Source organism: Gloeothece verrucosa PCC 7822 (genome assembly GCF_000147335.1).
Taxonomy (GTDB): Bacteria; Cyanobacteriota; Cyanobacteriia; order Cyanobacteriales; family Microcystaceae; genus Gloeothece; species Gloeothece verrucosa.
In genome coordinates this window covers 1,958,493-1,974,123 of sequence record NC_014501.1, presented here as the reverse complement: position 1 = coordinate 1,974,123, position 15,631 = coordinate 1,958,493, and the positions used below count along the sequence as shown (strand labels likewise).

Here is a 15,631-nt window from a genome sequence, read left to right as displayed (position 1 = left end):
ACGTGACCGCCAAAGAGAAACAAGAAAAGACAGAACAAACAACAATTAATAGCCCTATGGGGGGGGCTAAAATCGATACAGCCCTAAAATCCAAATATTTTGAACATGAGCAAATAACCCTTTATCAAGGGGATAGCACGCTAGAAAATTTGTTTGATGAAGAATTTATTGATTTAATCGTCACTTCTCCGCCTTATAACGTAGGGATAAATTATAACTCTAACAATGATGAACTTTCTTATCAAGATTATTTGGATTTTAGTCATCAATGGATGTCTAATTGCTATCGCTGGAGTAAAACTCAAGCTAGATTTGTCTTAAATATTCCCTTAGATAAAAACAAAGGAGGCAATCGAAGTGTGGGGGCAGATTTAACAACAATTGCTCAACAAGTAGGATGGAAATATCAATCAACCATCGTTTGGAATGAAGGAAATATTTCCCGAAGAACGGCTTGGGGTTCATGGTTATCGGCCTCGGCTCCTTTTGTTATTGCCCCCGTTGAATTAATTGTCGTTTTTTATAAAGAGCAATGGAAGAAAACCAATGGCACTAAACAATCAGATTTAAAAAAAGAAGAATTTATGGAGTGGACTAATGGACTCTGGACATTTAACGGAGAAAGTAAAAAAAGAATCGGTCATCCGGCTCCTTTTCCTCGGGAATTACCTCATAGATGTATTAAATTATTTAGTTATGTAGATGATTTAGTCTTTGATCCCTTTTGTGGGAGTGCTACAACCTTGTTAGAAGCTTATAGAAATAAGAGGAGAGGAATAGGAGTAGAACTAGACTTAGACTATTGTGAAATTGCTAAACGACGATTGATTGAATCCATTGGGAGTTTATTTCTGCAATGAATAATTTTTATAAGTTTAATTTTGGGAAAAACGTTGAATTCTTTTCCCTTTCCTGGTTCTTGATCTCAACTAATAATTTAGATGCGTAACAGCTTATAGCTGACAACGGCTAAGTAAATTCTTTCAACAAAGCACTAGCCGCTCAAGGCCCGACAGCTTAGTATACATATAGACAAAGCATTGCCAACAGGCAATAAAATCTAGGCGAGGGTAGCTCCGAGGAAGAAAAAGATGGCTGTTAAATTAAACAAGCCGATTTTAGTCGCGGGAATTGGCTTATCATTTTTACTGTGGTTGTGGGATAACGTATCTGATGAAATCATGGAAGTGGGAGAATGGGGGCTATTAGGTGCGATCGCCCTCGGCGGAGGATTTTGGTTTTTGCATCAGAAGTCTCCTAAAATCAGCTTGTCCTATTTGTCGCCTCTAAAACGAGAAACCGTAGAGGAGGCAATTGGCCAGGCCCTTAAAATTAAGGTAGATTTGGAAACAGAAGCCCCCCTTGAAGATATTTCTGTGCTGAAACAACAAATTGCTCAGTTATCCGAAGGATTTAAGCGGCAAACCTTACAAATTGCCGTTACTGGTGGGCGAAAAGTGGGAAAAAGCAGTCTGATAGAAGTTTTAGCCAGCGAAAAAATTGCTGCCAATCTCAGTTTTGTTGAGACAGAACCTTTAGGTAGCGAAACAGTAACAACAGAAATAGCGGCTAAACAAGTCGCTTCAAGTTCAGATTTAGTGCTGTTCTTAGTAAATGGAGATTTGACAGATTCCCAATGGCGAATTTTAGGAGAGTATAAACAAAATTATCAGCGTTTTCTCCTCATTTTTAACAAACAGGACCAATATTTACCTGAAGAAAAAGCCCTGATTGTACAGCAATTAAAAAGCCGAGTGCAGCCGCTAATGGGAGAAGAAGATGTAATGGCCATTTCTGCGGCTCCCAATGATGTTAAAGTTCGCCAATATCAAAAAGATGGCTCGGTACAAGAATGGATGGAAAAACAGACAGCTAACTTAGAAATATTAGAAAGCCGCTTAAGTCAAATTATTGCCCAAGAAAGAGAGCAATTGATATGGGGAACGATTTGGCGAGAAGCCATGCAATTGAAACAACAAGGCAAACAAAAATTAAATGGGGTAAGACGCACAAGGGCGATGCCGGTGGTGGAACAATATCAATGGATAGTGGCAGCAAGTGCTTTTGCTAACCCGGTAGCGGCATTAGATTTACTGGCAACGGCTGCTATTAATGCTCAAATGATCGTGGATCTGAGCAAAATTTATCAGCAACAATTTTCTCTTTCTCAAGCTCAAGCCACCTCGGGAACTGTGGGAAAATTGATGGTAAAGTTAGGCTTAGTAGAGTTATCCACTCAAACGCTTGGGAGTTTATTAAAAAGTCATCTGGTTACTTTTGTAGCCGGGGGAGTTATACAAGGGGTAAGCGCGGCTTATTTAACTCGCATAGCGGGTTTAAGCTTGATTGAATATTTTCAAGAACAAGAGGTAAGTATTACATCAGGAAAAGTATTCAATTTAGAGAAATTCACCGAGAAATTAAAACAAGTTTTTGACCAAAATCAAAGAACAGCTTTTTTACAAGAGTTTGTTAAAGTTGCGCTAGGGCGTTTACCGGTGGTTTCTTCCTGAACGGTCGGCATCAATAAATATCCATGTATGTTAAATCTAGTAGAGATGTAACATACCACGTCTCTACTGGGGGTTTTTGCTAAAAGCCCTTGAGTCAAAATTTGATGACTTTTAAAGTTTTTGTAAATTTTGCTACAAAATTCTGATAGCATAGGAAAAGGGATAAGTCTTTCGCAAATGGGATTAAGGCCTCAAAATCTGAGCGAAAGGAACTGTTTTGGAAATTTGCGCTAGGGAAATTTTTTAAAGTTTTGTTGCAAAAATAGCAGACAAACTTCTAAAATAAAACTGAGTACAAATTCTTAAACAAAAAAACTTAAAAATCTTATGATTAAAATAAGTTTTTTTAATCCAAGCTCAAAAAATATAAAAATAAAATACGACTAATTTTTGAGAAAAACCCAGATTATTAAGCTAAAAAACTGATAATTTTGAGTTTTTCAAGCTATTCCTTAATAAAAAAAATTTCCCATAGTTTCTCAATAGTTCTGTGATTTTCAAAATTTCCCTTTTACCAGACGCTTACGTTGTAGCTTATCCCCATAGCTACCTTCAACTCAAAGAAAAAATAACCGTTTCCTGGCCAAAGACGCAAAAAATTATCGGACAGCTAGTGATAGCCCTATTAGCCGGCTGGGTATGTTCTTGGCTAAAAATTCCGGTCGGTTGGTTATTAGGTCCAATGTTGGCAGGAATTGCTTATGCAATTAAGCAAGGTAGCCGTCAACCCTTACCGCCTTATTTTAAATTGATAGCGCAAATTATCATAGGCATGGTTACAGCTAGCCGCTTTTCGCTAGAAACAGTAATGATAGCGAAAACTTATTTTATTCCTTTGCTGTTGTGTGTTTGTGCCACAGGAGGCTTGAGTATGTTTAACGGCTACTTATTAAGTCGTTGGGCGGGAATTGATCAGGCCACAGGTTTTTTAGGGTTTATTCCGGGTGCTGCTTCTAGCATTGTTGCTATGAGTGAAGAAATGGGCGCAGATGCGATCGCTGTGGCTTTGATTCAATACATTCGTGTTTTATTGGTGGTTTTGCTATTGCCCGCTACAGCAACTTTTTTATTTCCTGTTCAATTAGAGGCTCAAACCGCAGCAAATGTTGCAGCTACAACCGATCTTTCAACCTTACCTCTATATCTCAATTTATTAATCGTGGCTATCTGTGGCGGCTTAGGAATCTGGCTAGGAAAACGGTTAAAATTTCCCTCGGCAGGATTTTTAGGGCCTTTTTTTGTGGGGTTAATCGTGTTTTGGTTACTTCCTTATTCTATAGAAATTCCTCGCTCTGTTTTTAATGGAGGACTGTTATTATTAGGAATTTCTATCGGGGTTCAATTTGACTGGGAAGTGGCCCGAAAACTCTTAAAAGCTGTGTACATCGAGATCGCTTTAGTATGCGTTTTAAGTTTAATTTGTCTGGGAATAGGATACGAGTTTCATGTCTTAACAGGAGTGGAAACTTCAACCGCTATTTTAGGATTTACGCCTGGGGGTATTGAGGCCATGATTGCTACCGTAATGCAGCTAGGGGGAGATACAGGATTAGTGTTAGCGATGCAATTAACGCGGATGCTAGGGATTATTTTAATTGCTCCCTGGTTGGTTGGGTTTTTAGCCAAGCGAGTTAAAAGTTCTCATGCTCCCGAAGCGGTTCCGGACTCGAGTCCATCTCAAGCAAAAGTCTGATTGAGGGATTCAAACTAGGTTTTAAGATTGTTTTCTTTTCGATTCCAAAACCCATACTAGAGTCAATAATAGTAAATAGGAGCTTGAGTAAAAGCATTCCTTTGATAGGAGGCACTATGTATCAAAGAATCTTAGTTGCTCTCGACAATTCCCCGGCCTCAGAGCAGGTTTTTACCGTAGGATTGACTCTAGCTAAATCTTGGGGATCACAGTGCGGAACGAGTTCCGCACCCCAGTTAATGTTACTGCACGTATTATCAGAAAATGCTTCCGATAGTCCTGTCAGGTTTGTCCCTTATGCAACTGGCTATGACATTGTCATCACACAAGAATATCAAAAAGAATGGCAAAAATTCCAGCGAGAATGCGAAGAGAAGCTGAAAAACTACCAAGAAAAAGCTGAACAAGAAGGCGTTAAAACTGATTATACTCAGGTTTATGGCAGTCCGGGGTCTGCTATTTGTCATTTTGCTAGTGAATGGAAAACCGACCTAATTGTTATCGGACGTAGAGGACAGTCTAAGCTGAGTGAAATCTTACTAGGAAGTGTTAGTAGTTATGTAATTCATCGTAGTCACTGTTGTATACATCTTGTGCAATCAGGGAGTTAATAATACTGTTTTTCCTATCTTCCTGCTAGGGGTTCTAATTGAGCATAATTTTGATTAGTTTGATCCCCAAAGCTAGATTGCAAAATTTCATCGATATGATCGAGAGTAAGCTGTTGCTGATCAGCCAAAGCTTTAATTTTTTGGGCAATGATTTGAAGTTGAATTTGATCGACACAGAGTCCGAGTTCATTAGCGCGATGAGCAATAGCGTGTTTTCCTGTCAGTTTGTGATTGATCAAAAATGAACGTTTTAAACCAAAATCACCCGGATCAATGGCTTCATAAGTTTTAGGATTATTGAGGATAGCTTGAGTATGAACACCGGCTTTGTGAGTAAAAGCCGCTTCGCCAATGATATAGTGGTCCATCGGGATAGAAATACCCACGCGAGCCGCTACTAGCTGATGTAATGGTAACAATTGATGTAGGCGGTATTTACGGGCTAACTGTTCGGGATCAAGGGTATAAAGGCGCGAAATCAGCCCGGCTAAAGGAGTGATCCCATTGCGCTCACCAATCCCTAAGACGGTAGTATCAATATGAGTCGCACCGGCTTCTAGAGCGGCGTAGCTATTAGCGATGGCGCAACCAGTATCATTATGACCATGAAACTCAATATCTGTATCGGTACACTGACGTAAAGTCTGCACCAGATTAAAAACTTGATTGGGGGTAGCAACTCCTACGGTATCAGCGATCCCAAAACGAGTAATAATTCCTAAACGATCAATAGCCAAATACACCCGCAGTAAATCTGAAAAGGAACTGCGAAAAGAATCTTCAGTAGAAAAACGTAACTCAATTAGGGGGCTTTGTTGGTGTATAAAAGTAATTACTTCGGTTGCCATTGCCACAATTTGATCAATATTTTTCCCATGACCAAATTCCCGCAAAAGGCTAGAAGTTCCAAAAAACAAATTGATGCCATTCACGCCTGTATCTAAAGCTTTTTTGGCATCTTCTAGATGACAGCGTATGTGAGTTAATAGTTTAGATTGTAAGCCTAATTGAGCTAAATGTTGGCAATCTCTAAAGGATTGAGGAGAAGCACAGGGGGATGTTACTTCAATGTATTCAACACCAAAAGCATCGAGTTCTCTGGCAATTTCAACTTTATCATCTGAGGAAAAATTCGCTTTACAAAATTGTTCGCCCTCTCGCAAGGTACTGTCAATAATTGCAAACTGAATCGGTGACATTAGTTCTAGTCCTGATGGTAACGGTTTCAACTTTAAAGGGAAATTTTGCATATTAAAGGACTTCTAGAAGAGAAACCATGCGATCACTGCTCCGAGGCTTCTGTTCTTGTCTCTTATAATGCCTGATTATAGCTCTTGTCCATGACTCATTTTTGCTTTGAGAACATTTAAAGAGTTACATTTATAGATTGCCCTAAATTCCTACTAAAATTATAGCCTATCTCCAATCACATTACTAGAAATCGTATTATAAGGGAACAGGTAGCAGGCAATCGAGAAAAATAAGAATTCCTTAAAATATTTTTAATATATACATATTATGGATGTTTAGATAATTAAAATTAGCTTAAATTTATGAGGGTTAAATGTTTATGGACTATGACCAAATTAAAAATGAATTGAAACATTCTTCTAGTCTTCAACTGTTAAGAAGTCAAAATGCTCCTTTAATTGTAAGTTTTCTTCACAAACAGTTTAAGGAAAATCAGCGAACTGCCATTAAAAACTCAGAATTAACCAGCAAATTAGAAGATTATTTAGAGTTCATTCGAGAAAGTGAGGCAGAAGGGGCTTATCCGCAATCGCCTCAACAATACCTTAATCAGTGGTGTGATGACCAATATTTAAGAAAAACTTATGAACCAGGGAGTGATGATCCTGTCTTTAAGCTAACTCCTGCAATTGAAAAAGTGCTTAAGTGGTTGGGAGAACTAATACAACCGCCTGAATTTGTGGTAACTGAATCTCGATTTTACCATATCTTCGACTTGCTCAAAGAAATTCGGGATTACAGTACCACAGATGTAGAAACCCGGTTAGCGCAACTCGAAGAGGAACGCGATCGCATACAGCAAGAAATTGACAAGATTCGACAAACTGGCGTAGTGACTCGTTACGATAGCACTAAAATTAAAGAAAAATTTATTCTAGCTAATAATGTTGCTAGTGAATTGTTGGGAGATTTTGCCGAAGTAACAGAAAGGTTTCGGGCACTAACTCGCACTATACAAGAAGAGCAACTTCAAGAAAATTCCTATAAAGGTTCTGTAGTGGGCCGTGTTTTAAATGCTGATCAAGAAATAAAAGAATCGGATCAGGGGCGCAGTTTCTACGGGTTTTGGAACTTTTTAATGTCTGGGGATCAACAGCGAGAACTAAAGTCTTTAATTCAAGAAGTTTATAACTTAGACGAGTTACGTTCTTTAATGCAAAAATACGGGTTACTACGTCGGATTGAACGTCATTTGATGGATGCAGGAGAACAGATTATTCAATCCAACCATCGACTAGCCGAAAAACTGCGTCAAATGCTCGATGAGAGCAATTTAAGCGAAAATAGGCGCGTTGCTGAATTAATTAGAGAAATAGAAGGTCTTGCCATAAGAGTAGCGAAGCAGCCCCCACTTGATGAGGATTTTTTCGTATTAGAAGGAGAACCGAACGTCAATTTAGTAATGGAACGTCGTTTGCATGACCTCGAAGAGTGTAAACCCCCGACTTTTTCATTAAATTTTGACAATTTGCCGCCAGTGAATCTGGATGAAGAACTAACCGAGCTTTATCATCAATTGTATGTAGATGAGACGGAATTAGAGCGGCGTATTGCACAAGCTTTAGAGCATCGCCCACAAGTCACTTTAGCCGAGTTAGTGGAAATATATCCTGTAGAGCAAGGATTATCAGAGATTGTGGCCTATTTAGCCATTGCCAGTAAATCTGAGCAACATTTACTCAATGATAATATAAAAGAATCTATTCGAGTTGCCAGCTTAGAACCTGAAAAACAGTTGCGGCTTACGCTCCCACAAGTAATTTTTAGACGCTTATTTTAACGATGTTACCTCAATCAACACTACCCTACGCTCCTGCTATCCTTAAACTTTTACAAGGAGCAATGTATAGTGACGATGTTCACTGGAACCAATTACAAACTTATCTAACAGCGATTCAAAAATATTTTGCTCAAATTGGCTTAGAAGTTCGTAATCACGAAACAGATGGATTTGCTTATTTAGAACAACCCGATCCCGATCCGCAGGATAAATCTGAACCTCTTCCTCGTTTGACGAGACGTAATCCCTTAACCTTTCGAGTAACCCTTTTGTGTGTATTGCTGCGGGAAGAATGGCGAAAGTTTGACACTAATAGTACCACAGGACAATTGGTACTCAATATCGAAAAAATTCGAGAGATGTTAAAACTTTATCTGCCAGATGGGAATAATGAAGATAGATTGCGGCTTGAAGTTGAGCGCTTAGTAGGAAAAGTCCGAGAGTTAGGATTTTTGAGGCGGCTTTCTCAGGAAGACGAAAGCTATCAAGTCTTACCCATTCTTAAAGCCAAAATCGATGCTGATCAACTCGCTCTCTTAAAACAAAAGCTAGAAGCTTATGCAACTTCCTCTCCTGATTGAACAAAATGGTTATTCCAACAATGACGATTTAGCTGGTTTTCGCTTACAACGGTTTGAAGTTTATAACTGGGGAACTTTTGATCAACGTCCCTGGGTAGTGAATTTAGGCGGCAAAACAGGACTACTAACAGGGGCAAATGGTTCTGGAAAGTCGACTCTAGTAGATGGACTACTGACTCTACTCGTACCTAACAAAAAGCGTAACTATAACCAAGCTTCTAGCATGACGGGAAAAAAAGAGCGAGATGAAAAAAGCTACGTGCAAGGCGCTTATGGTCAGATTCGTAACGAAGAATTTTATGGTTCTAAATCTAAATTACTCCGAAAGGAAGGAAAACTTACCGTTGTACTGGCTTATTTTTTAAATGAACTCACTCAACAAAAAGTCACCCTTGCTCAAGTGCTATGGATGGAACAGAGCGCGCTAAAAAAGTTTTTTGTTATTGCTAATGATAATTTAAGTATTACTTCCCATTTTAGCAAATTTAAGCATACTTCCGAGTTAAAAAAAGCTTTAAAAGCATCCGGAGCAGAAATTTTTGAGGAATTTATTAAATACAGTCAACGCTTTCGGAAACTTTTGGGTTTACAGTCAGAAAAAGCATTAGATTTATTTAATCAAACAGTCAGTATTAAAGAAATCGGGGGATTGAATGATTTTATCCGCAATCATATGTTACAAAAAACTGATATTCAAACTAAAATTAATAACTTAATCGAATTTTATCAAGATTTAACCGTTTCTTACCAGGCGATTTGCCAAGAAAAAAAACAATTAGAAATTCTCGAACCCCTCAAAGAAGAGGAGAAAAAACTTCACAAATCCACAGAAGAAATTGAATTTTTACAACGTCTTAAAAAGCTCACTCCAGCCTATATTGCAAGACTAAAATTAGCTCTACTTACTGAAGAACTAGAAAAAATCGAGCGACAACTAAATCAATCTCAAGATCATCAGAAAGAATGTGATGACCGTCTTAAAGATTTGCGGCAAAACGAACAACGTTTAGTAATTGCTATTGAAAATGACAGCGTTGGACAACGTTTAAATGAACTCAAGGAAAAAAGCGAGCAACGTCAGAAAGAAGTTAACCGAAGAAAACACCAAGCAGAAAAGTACGATCGCTATGCAAAATCGTTAAAGTTGCCTACATACCTAGATAGAGATGGATTTTACAGGGCAAAAAAACAAGCAGAAGATCTCGCTCAAACAATTCAATTAGCTTTGGAGGAGATTGGAAATAAATTAGACGGCCATAAAATCCAACAAAATGATTTAAACCGCAAAATAGAGCCGCTTGAAAACGAAATAAAATCTTTACGCCAACGAAAAAATCAAATTCCCTCAGAAAATTTACAAATCCGTGAGCGCCTTATTGCCCATCTAAATTTAGATGAAACCGACTTACCTTTTGTCGGAGAACTCTTGCAAGTACGTTTAGAAGCTCAGGAATGGGAGGGAGCTATTGAACGACTATTAAGAGGTTTTGGGTTGTGTATCCTCGTTCCAGAGCAACACTATCGCGCTGTTAATGCCTATGTACAAGCCAATCATTTAAAGGGACGTTTAGTCTATTATCGGGTTAAACCCTCAACCCCTAACCCAACAGCACGGGCTTTTTCTCTTCAACAAATTCCTCATAAGTTAGACATTAAGAATGACAATAATATATTTTTTAACTGGTTACGGGAACAATTAGTACAGCACTTTAGCTATGTTTGCTGTGATAGTGAAGAACAGCTTCAGCACGAAACTCGCGCCATTACTCGTAATGGGTTAATTAAGCATGGGGAAGAACAACATGAAAAAAATGATCGCTCTCGAATTGATGATCGTCGTCACTATATCTTAGGTTGGAATAATGCGAATAAAATTAAAGTGCTTGAAGCAGAACTAAAGGAAATTAACGAAGAGTTAGGTCAAGTTCAAAAACATATCCAAGACTTAAAAGATCAGGGCAGTCAATACAAAAACCAACAATCTTTGTTGCAAGCTTTTAAGACTTTTACAGATTTTATAGAGATTGATTGGCGCTCAGTACATCTTGAATTACAAGACCTGGAGCGGCAGCTAAAAGAATTAGAAGCTAGTTCCGCTCACTTGAACCAATTAAAAGAACAACTTAAAGAGGTTAAGCAGCAAATTCAAGATGCAACTGAACAACGGGATCAATTGATGCAAGAAATAGGAAGACTAAAAACTAAGCAGCAAAATTTTCAATTCTCTCAGTCCCTGTGTGAACTTAAACTTAGTCAGTTTTTACCACAAGAAATAGATGAATTAATTCCCTGGTTTACTAAACAACTGAAAAAAAAGGAACTGAGCATAAACACAATTGCTGAAATTGAAAAGGAAATTATCGAGTTAGTATCAAGTACAATCGACAGAGAGAAGGAAAAGCAAAATGGCTGTAAAAACTTAATTTATAGGGTGACTGACAAATTTCTTAAGGAATTCCCAGAATTTACTCTAAATTTAGGGACTTCGGTCGATTTTTTACCGGCATATTTGGCTCTGCAAGATAAAATTGAGCGTGATGATTTACCTCGTCATGAGGAAAATTTTAAAAAACTCATGAATGAAAAAGTTATACAAGAGATTTCTTGGTTTAAAACTTCTTTAGAAAAACAGGAGGAAGAGATTCAAGATAATATCGATCAACTGAATCAGTGCTTACGAGAAATTAATTATACAGATTCGACTTATATTGAATTGTGTTATGAAATGACCCGTGATACAGAAATTCTAGAATTTAGAAACGACTTAAAAATCTGTCTAGGTAAAATAGTAGAATACGGTGCTGAGGATAATGAAAAAAGATTTAAAAATATTCAAGAACGTCTCATTAAACGATTTAAAGAGGAGGAAAGATGGAAAAATAAAGTTATAGATGTACGCAACTGGTTAAACTTTTCCGTCAGTGAGCGTTATCGATCAGATCATTCAGAAAAAGAACATCATACCGACTCTTCAGGAAAGTCTGGAGGACAAAAAGCCAAGTTTGCTTATACAATTTTAGCATCCTCAATTGCCTATCAGTTTGGTCTTAATCAAGAAGATTCAAGAAGTAAATCATTTCGATTTGTAGTCATTGATGAAGCGTTTAGTAAGTTAGATGATAATTATGCTCGTTATGCAATGGAATTATTTAAAAACTTAAATTTACAACTGTTAGTTATTACTCCTAAAGATAAAATTAATGTAATTGAACCCTATATTATTAATTTACATTTTGTTTGTAATAATTCTGATTATAGTTATTCTCAGATTCACTCAATCTCTATTGAAGAATATCAAAAAAAACGCAATCAAGTATTAAACAAAGCTAATGATCAATCCTTCGGAAATTAAAAAAAAGGCTGAACGTCTTTATCCTGACTTACTCAAGGCAGTAGTTAAAGCTGAATGTTTTTTTCCTAAAGACTTTCCTATAGGAACATTGCCCAAAGATTTTATCGCTTTACGAAATGAAGTTATCGTACTGATTGAACAATCAAAACAAACTTTAGGTTATGGGTATAATCTTGAGTTAAAAACTCGTAATACACACAAATACGGTCATCAATCATTACCAGAACGGATTACGATTGAGACAGAAATTGATTATTTAAAGTTCATTAATAAAGAAAAAGAATTGACTCAATTTAAGAGAGATATAGAGTTAATTAGACTGAAAGTTCCTGAGCTAGAAAACTGGATTTATGATAATCCTCTAAAAGTTATTCAGCATACCGAAAAATGGGAAGATTTACTTAAAGTTTGCCAATACTTTCAAAAAAATCCTAGACCCAATCTTTATATCCGAGAATTACCAATCCAAGTTCATACTAAATTTATTGAAGAAAATCAAACAATTATTCGCTCTCTTCTAGAAAATATATTACCTCCTGACGCTCTCCAATCAGTGGAATCGCCAAAAGAACATTCATTTGAAAAAAGATTTTATTTAAAATATCGGGAGCCGCTAATACGATTAAGGATTTTAGATAACAGTATCAAAAAAATCTATAAATTTCCCATTTCTGATTTTCAAACGCCAATATCTGAATTTAGGGAACTCAATTTCCAACCACATCGCTTTATTATTACTGAAAATTTGATGAATTTTTTGACGCTTCCTCCCTTAATAAATACTTGTGCTATATGGGGCGGTGGCTATGCTGTACAAGCTTTAAAATCTGTAAGTTGGTTAGCTGACTGTCCCCTTTTTTATTGGGGTGATTTAGATACTCATGGGTTTGAAATACTTTCTCAATTTAGAGGTTATTTTCCTCATACAGTTTCGGTGATGATGGACGAACAAACCTTTAAAAGTTTTGAAGAATTTACCGTAAGCGGTGTTACATCAAAAATAGAAAATATTCCCCATCTTACAGCCGAAGAATATCACCTATATGTATATTTAAAACAACACCAAAAACGATTAGAACAAGAACGCATCAGCCAGAATTTTGTTAATGAGTATTTACAAAACCTATTCAAATAAAAAAAGTAGAGACGTTGTAGATAACGCCTCTACAGCTATGGGTTGACTTGCTTACAACTTTTTCAAATCTAATAAGGGTTTTTCGGAATGTACTACCCCATTACTTTTCGGTTTCTCGGCACTCAATTGTCCAGCAATTTGCGCCACATCTACTCCTGTCGCCTGTCGTAATTGTTCCATTAATGAGGCTATTTTCGCCACCGGAGTTCCATTATTTCCATCAATCACTGTAACATTATCAATCGCTACTTCTGGTACACTAGCCGCCATCAATTTCAACAATAATTCTAACTTTTGGAACAAGAAAATCTCTTTCGCACTACTTCCAGCCCCTTTCCAAGACTCGGCTAATTTTTTCGTTCCTTCTGCTTGTGCTTTTCCATCTTCAACAATTTTAGCCGCTTCACCCTGAGCATTAGCGATCATTCGTTGACATTCCGCTTCTGCCGGCGCAATAACATCCGCTTGTAACTGTTGTTCAACCTGCTTAATTCTTTCTGTCTGTACCTTAACCTCTGCCTCTACCCTAGCCAATTCTGCCATAACAATAGATTCTACCTCAGCAATCATAGCCACTCGCTTAGTTTGAGCATCCCGCACCCGTTTTTCAGCATCAGCTTTAGCAATTTCTAAGTCTCGTTGAATGCGTCTGAGAGCGGTAATTCTTTTATTAGCTGAATCTTTAATAATTGACTCAGCTTTGGCTTTAGCTTCACCAATGCGGGCATCTCGAAAAAGTTCCGCGCTGGATTTACGCCCAATGGAATCAAGATAACGCACTTCATCAGAAATTTTTTGAATTTGAAGACTGTCTAATACCAGTCCTAATTGTTGTAAATCATCTTCGGCTTCTTCTAATAAAATTTTCGCAAAAGTGATCTGATCGGCGTTGGCTTCTTCAGGAGTAAGGCTGGCTAATACTCCTCTTAAATTCCCTTCTAACGTTTCTTTCGCCAGTTGTTCAATTTCCTTGCGTTTTTTGCCTAATAATCGTTCGATAGCATTGTGAATTAAGGGTTCTTCTCCGGCAATTTTGATATTAGCAACACCCTCTACAATCAGGGGAACTCCTCCTTTTGAATAGGCATTAACTACCTTGAGATCAATGATCATATTAGTTAAGTCCATGCGGAAGACTTCTTCTACCAAGGGAACTTTGATACTACTGCCCCCTTTCACTAACCGATAACCAATGGTTTGATCGTTGGCGGTTTTTTGTCGACTGCCGGCAAAGATTAACACTTCACTCGGCTGACAAATATAGTAATAATTCCGAATTACCATCATCGAAGCGCCGGTGCCTAAACCCAACAATCCTAGTAAGATAATAATTAATTCCATCTCTATTTCTCCTTAGTTCTCGTTTTCGCTTTTTTGGGTTAATGTCCCTACTACATCAATGCCAAGGGTTTGATCCACACTTGCTAAAAATTGCCCCACAATTTCGGGATACACTTTCATTAAAGTAGAAACCGATTTTCCGTCGCCGTTATCTACCACATTCACCTGTTTAAGCTTCAGCCGCTTGGGAATTTTCACGGCTTCTTCTAGCACACTTTCTAATTGTTGAATCAGGAATATTTCGCCCGCATCTCGTCCGGTTTGCTGCCAGACTTCGGCTAACATTTCATTGACTAAGGCGGCGGCTTTGGCATTCTCTTCAAGAATAGAGGCTTTTCCTCTAGCTTTTAAGGTTTTTGCTTCTCGTTGAGCTTCGGCTGGTAATACTTCATCCGCTTGTAGCCGCAACCGTTCTAATTCTGCTCTGACTTCTTGTAATTTTTGCTCAACTTTTGCGCGTCTTTCTTTAGCGGCGGCAATGGTGATTTCTTCTTCGGATTTCGCTTGTTGTTCTAATTTTGCTTTAATTTTTCTCAATTCATTTTCTTTTTCTAAAATGATTATTTGATCCTGAGTTTTTGCCACTTCTGCTTGTTCTTCACATTCGGCTTCTATTTGTTCGGCTTCACTAAGGGCATCCGATTCACCAATTTCGGCATCTCGGATAATGAGAGCAATTCTTTCGCGGCTTAAAGAGTTCAGATAGTCCACATCATCGGCGACGTTTTGAATTTTTAAAACATCAATTTCCAACCCCAATTTCATTAGGTCTCGGGTCACATCTGAGGTGATTTTTTCGGCAAATCTTAGTCGATCTTCGTTCACTTGTTCGGGCGTTAAAGTCGCCACTACTCCTCGTAAATTCCCCTCTAAGGTTTCTTTGGCTACCCGAATAATTTCCGAGCGATCATGGTCTAAAAATCGTTCAATTGCGTTGCCCACTACATCGGGATTACTAGAAATTTTAACATTGGCGATGGCATGAATATTTAAAGGTATTCCCCCTTTAGAATAGGCATTTTTCACTTCTACTCTAATTGGAGTTGTGGTGACATCCATTCGTTTTACCGTTTCTACAATGGGAATTCTCAATGCCCTGCCGCCGGTTATTACCCGATAGCCCACTTCTTGATTATCTTTGGTTTTTCGTTTTCTTCCACATAAAATCACTACTTCATTCGGTTTACAAATACACAAAAATGATTTCATAAACCAAACTGATAAAATTCCCCCAAATATTAATAAAGCGATGGGGAAAGCCGTCAATATTGCCCCTGAACCCTGCCCATTATTTTGAGAAGCGGGTGACGAGTAATCATTGGGTAAACTTTGAGCAATAATTGTTTGAGAAGTTTGTAAAGATTGTTGGTTCAT

At 37.8% G+C, this 15,631-nt stretch carries 11 protein-coding genes; 8 read left to right on the top strand and 3 right to left on the bottom strand.

Features of this window, described 5'->3' with window-relative positions:
- Positions 1-2 precede the first annotated feature (2 nt).
- The 4 genes from CYAN7822_RS08755 (at position 3) to CYAN7822_RS08740 (ending at position 4,817) form a co-directional block, all read left to right on the top strand.
- The gene (locus CYAN7822_RS08755; RefSeq protein WP_013321889.1) at positions 3-860 is read left to right on the top strand and encodes a DNA-methyltransferase; all 858 of its coding nucleotides are present in this window, start codon (positions 3-5) and stop codon (positions 858-860) included.
- Between the two features lie 231 nt (positions 861-1,091).
- On the top strand, positions 1,092-2,513 hold the full coding sequence (locus CYAN7822_RS08750) for a slr1306 family protein (protein WP_013321888.1): 1,422 nt from the start codon (positions 1,092-1,094) through the stop codon (positions 2,511-2,513).
- Between the two features lie 490 nt (positions 2,514-3,003).
- Entirely contained in the window at positions 3,004-4,206 is a 1,203-nt protein-coding gene (locus CYAN7822_RS08745) for an AbrB family transcriptional regulator (RefSeq protein WP_013321887.1), read from the top strand.
- 116 nt (positions 4,207-4,322) lie between these two features.
- Positions 4,323-4,817 (top strand): universal stress protein, encoded by a 495-nt coding sequence (locus CYAN7822_RS08740; RefSeq protein ID WP_013321886.1) that lies wholly within the window; start codon positions 4,323-4,325, stop codon positions 4,815-4,817.
- Between the two features lie 14 nt (positions 4,818-4,831).
- On the opposite strand, the gene lysS is transcribed toward CYAN7822_RS08740, so the two are convergent.
- Positions 4,832-6,016, bottom strand: coding sequence for a homocitrate synthase (gene lysS, locus CYAN7822_RS08735; RefSeq protein ID WP_013321885.1), 1,185 nt, complete (start codon positions 6,014-6,016; stop codon positions 4,832-4,834).
- 371 nt (positions 6,017-6,387) lie between these two features.
- Between lysS and CYAN7822_RS08730 the strand changes: the two genes are divergently transcribed.
- From CYAN7822_RS08730 to CYAN7822_RS08715, 4 genes are read left to right on the top strand one after another with little or no spacing between them, the layout of a single operon-like run.
- Positions 6,388-7,848 carry a DUF3375 domain-containing protein gene (locus tag CYAN7822_RS08730; RefSeq protein ID WP_157871796.1) on the top strand — a complete coding sequence of 487 codons (1,461 nt, stop codon included), beginning with the start codon at positions 6,388-6,390 and terminating at the stop codon, positions 7,846-7,848.
- Positions 7,849-7,850: 2 nt separating this feature from the next.
- Positions 7,851-8,429, top strand: a complete 579-nt coding sequence (locus CYAN7822_RS08725) for a DUF4194 domain-containing protein (protein WP_013321883.1) — start codon at positions 7,851-7,853, stop codon at positions 8,427-8,429.
- Positions 8,407-11,781 carry an ATP-binding protein gene (locus tag CYAN7822_RS08720; RefSeq protein ID WP_013321882.1) on the top strand — a complete coding sequence of 1,125 codons (3,375 nt, stop codon included), beginning with the start codon at positions 8,407-8,409 and terminating at the stop codon, positions 11,779-11,781. Before CYAN7822_RS08725 ends, CYAN7822_RS08720 begins: the two co-directional genes overlap by 23 nt.
- A complete protein-coding gene (locus CYAN7822_RS08715; protein WP_013321881.1) occupies positions 11,759-12,916 on the top strand; it encodes a DUF3322 domain-containing protein in 1,158 nt (385 codons plus the stop codon). The genes CYAN7822_RS08720 and CYAN7822_RS08715 overlap by 23 nt, the downstream gene beginning before the upstream one ends.
- Before the next feature lie 51 nt (positions 12,917-12,967).
- Here the strand turns inward: CYAN7822_RS08715 and CYAN7822_RS08710 are convergent, their stop codons facing one another.
- Positions 12,968-14,257 carry a flotillin family protein gene (locus CYAN7822_RS08710; protein ID WP_013321880.1) on the bottom strand — a complete coding sequence of 430 codons (1,290 nt, stop codon included), beginning with the start codon at positions 14,255-14,257 and terminating at the stop codon, positions 12,968-12,970.
- A gap of 12 nt (positions 14,258-14,269) precedes the next feature.
- Entirely contained in the window at positions 14,270-15,631 is a 1,362-nt protein-coding gene (locus tag CYAN7822_RS08705; protein WP_013321879.1) for a flotillin family protein, read from the bottom strand.

Coding starts and splice junctions, on each gene's coding strand:
- CYAN7822_RS08715 (WP_013321881.1), top strand. CDS start 11,759: ATGATCAATCCTTCGGAAATTAAAAAAAAGGCTGAACGTCTTTATCCT.
- CYAN7822_RS08705 (WP_013321879.1), bottom strand. CDS start 15,631: ATGAACCAACAATCTTTACAAACTTCTCAAACAATTATTGCTCAAAGT.
- CYAN7822_RS08750 (WP_013321888.1), top strand. CDS start 1,092: ATGGCTGTTAAATTAAACAAGCCGATTTTAGTCGCGGGAATTGGCTTA.
- CYAN7822_RS08720 (WP_013321882.1), top strand. CDS start 8,407: ATGCAACTTCCTCTCCTGATTGAACAAAATGGTTATTCCAACAATGAC.
- CYAN7822_RS08725 (WP_013321883.1), top strand. CDS start 7,851: ATGTTACCTCAATCAACACTACCCTACGCTCCTGCTATCCTTAAACTT.
- lysS (WP_013321885.1), bottom strand. CDS start 6,016: ATGTCACCGATTCAGTTTGCAATTATTGACAGTACCTTGCGAGAGGGC.
- CYAN7822_RS08730 (WP_157871796.1), top strand. CDS start 6,388: ATGGACTATGACCAAATTAAAAATGAATTGAAACATTCTTCTAGTCTT.
- CYAN7822_RS08710 (WP_013321880.1), bottom strand. CDS start 14,257: ATGGAATTAATTATTATCTTACTAGGATTGTTGGGTTTAGGCACCGGC.
- CYAN7822_RS08740 (WP_013321886.1), top strand. CDS start 4,323: ATGTATCAAAGAATCTTAGTTGCTCTCGACAATTCCCCGGCCTCAGAG.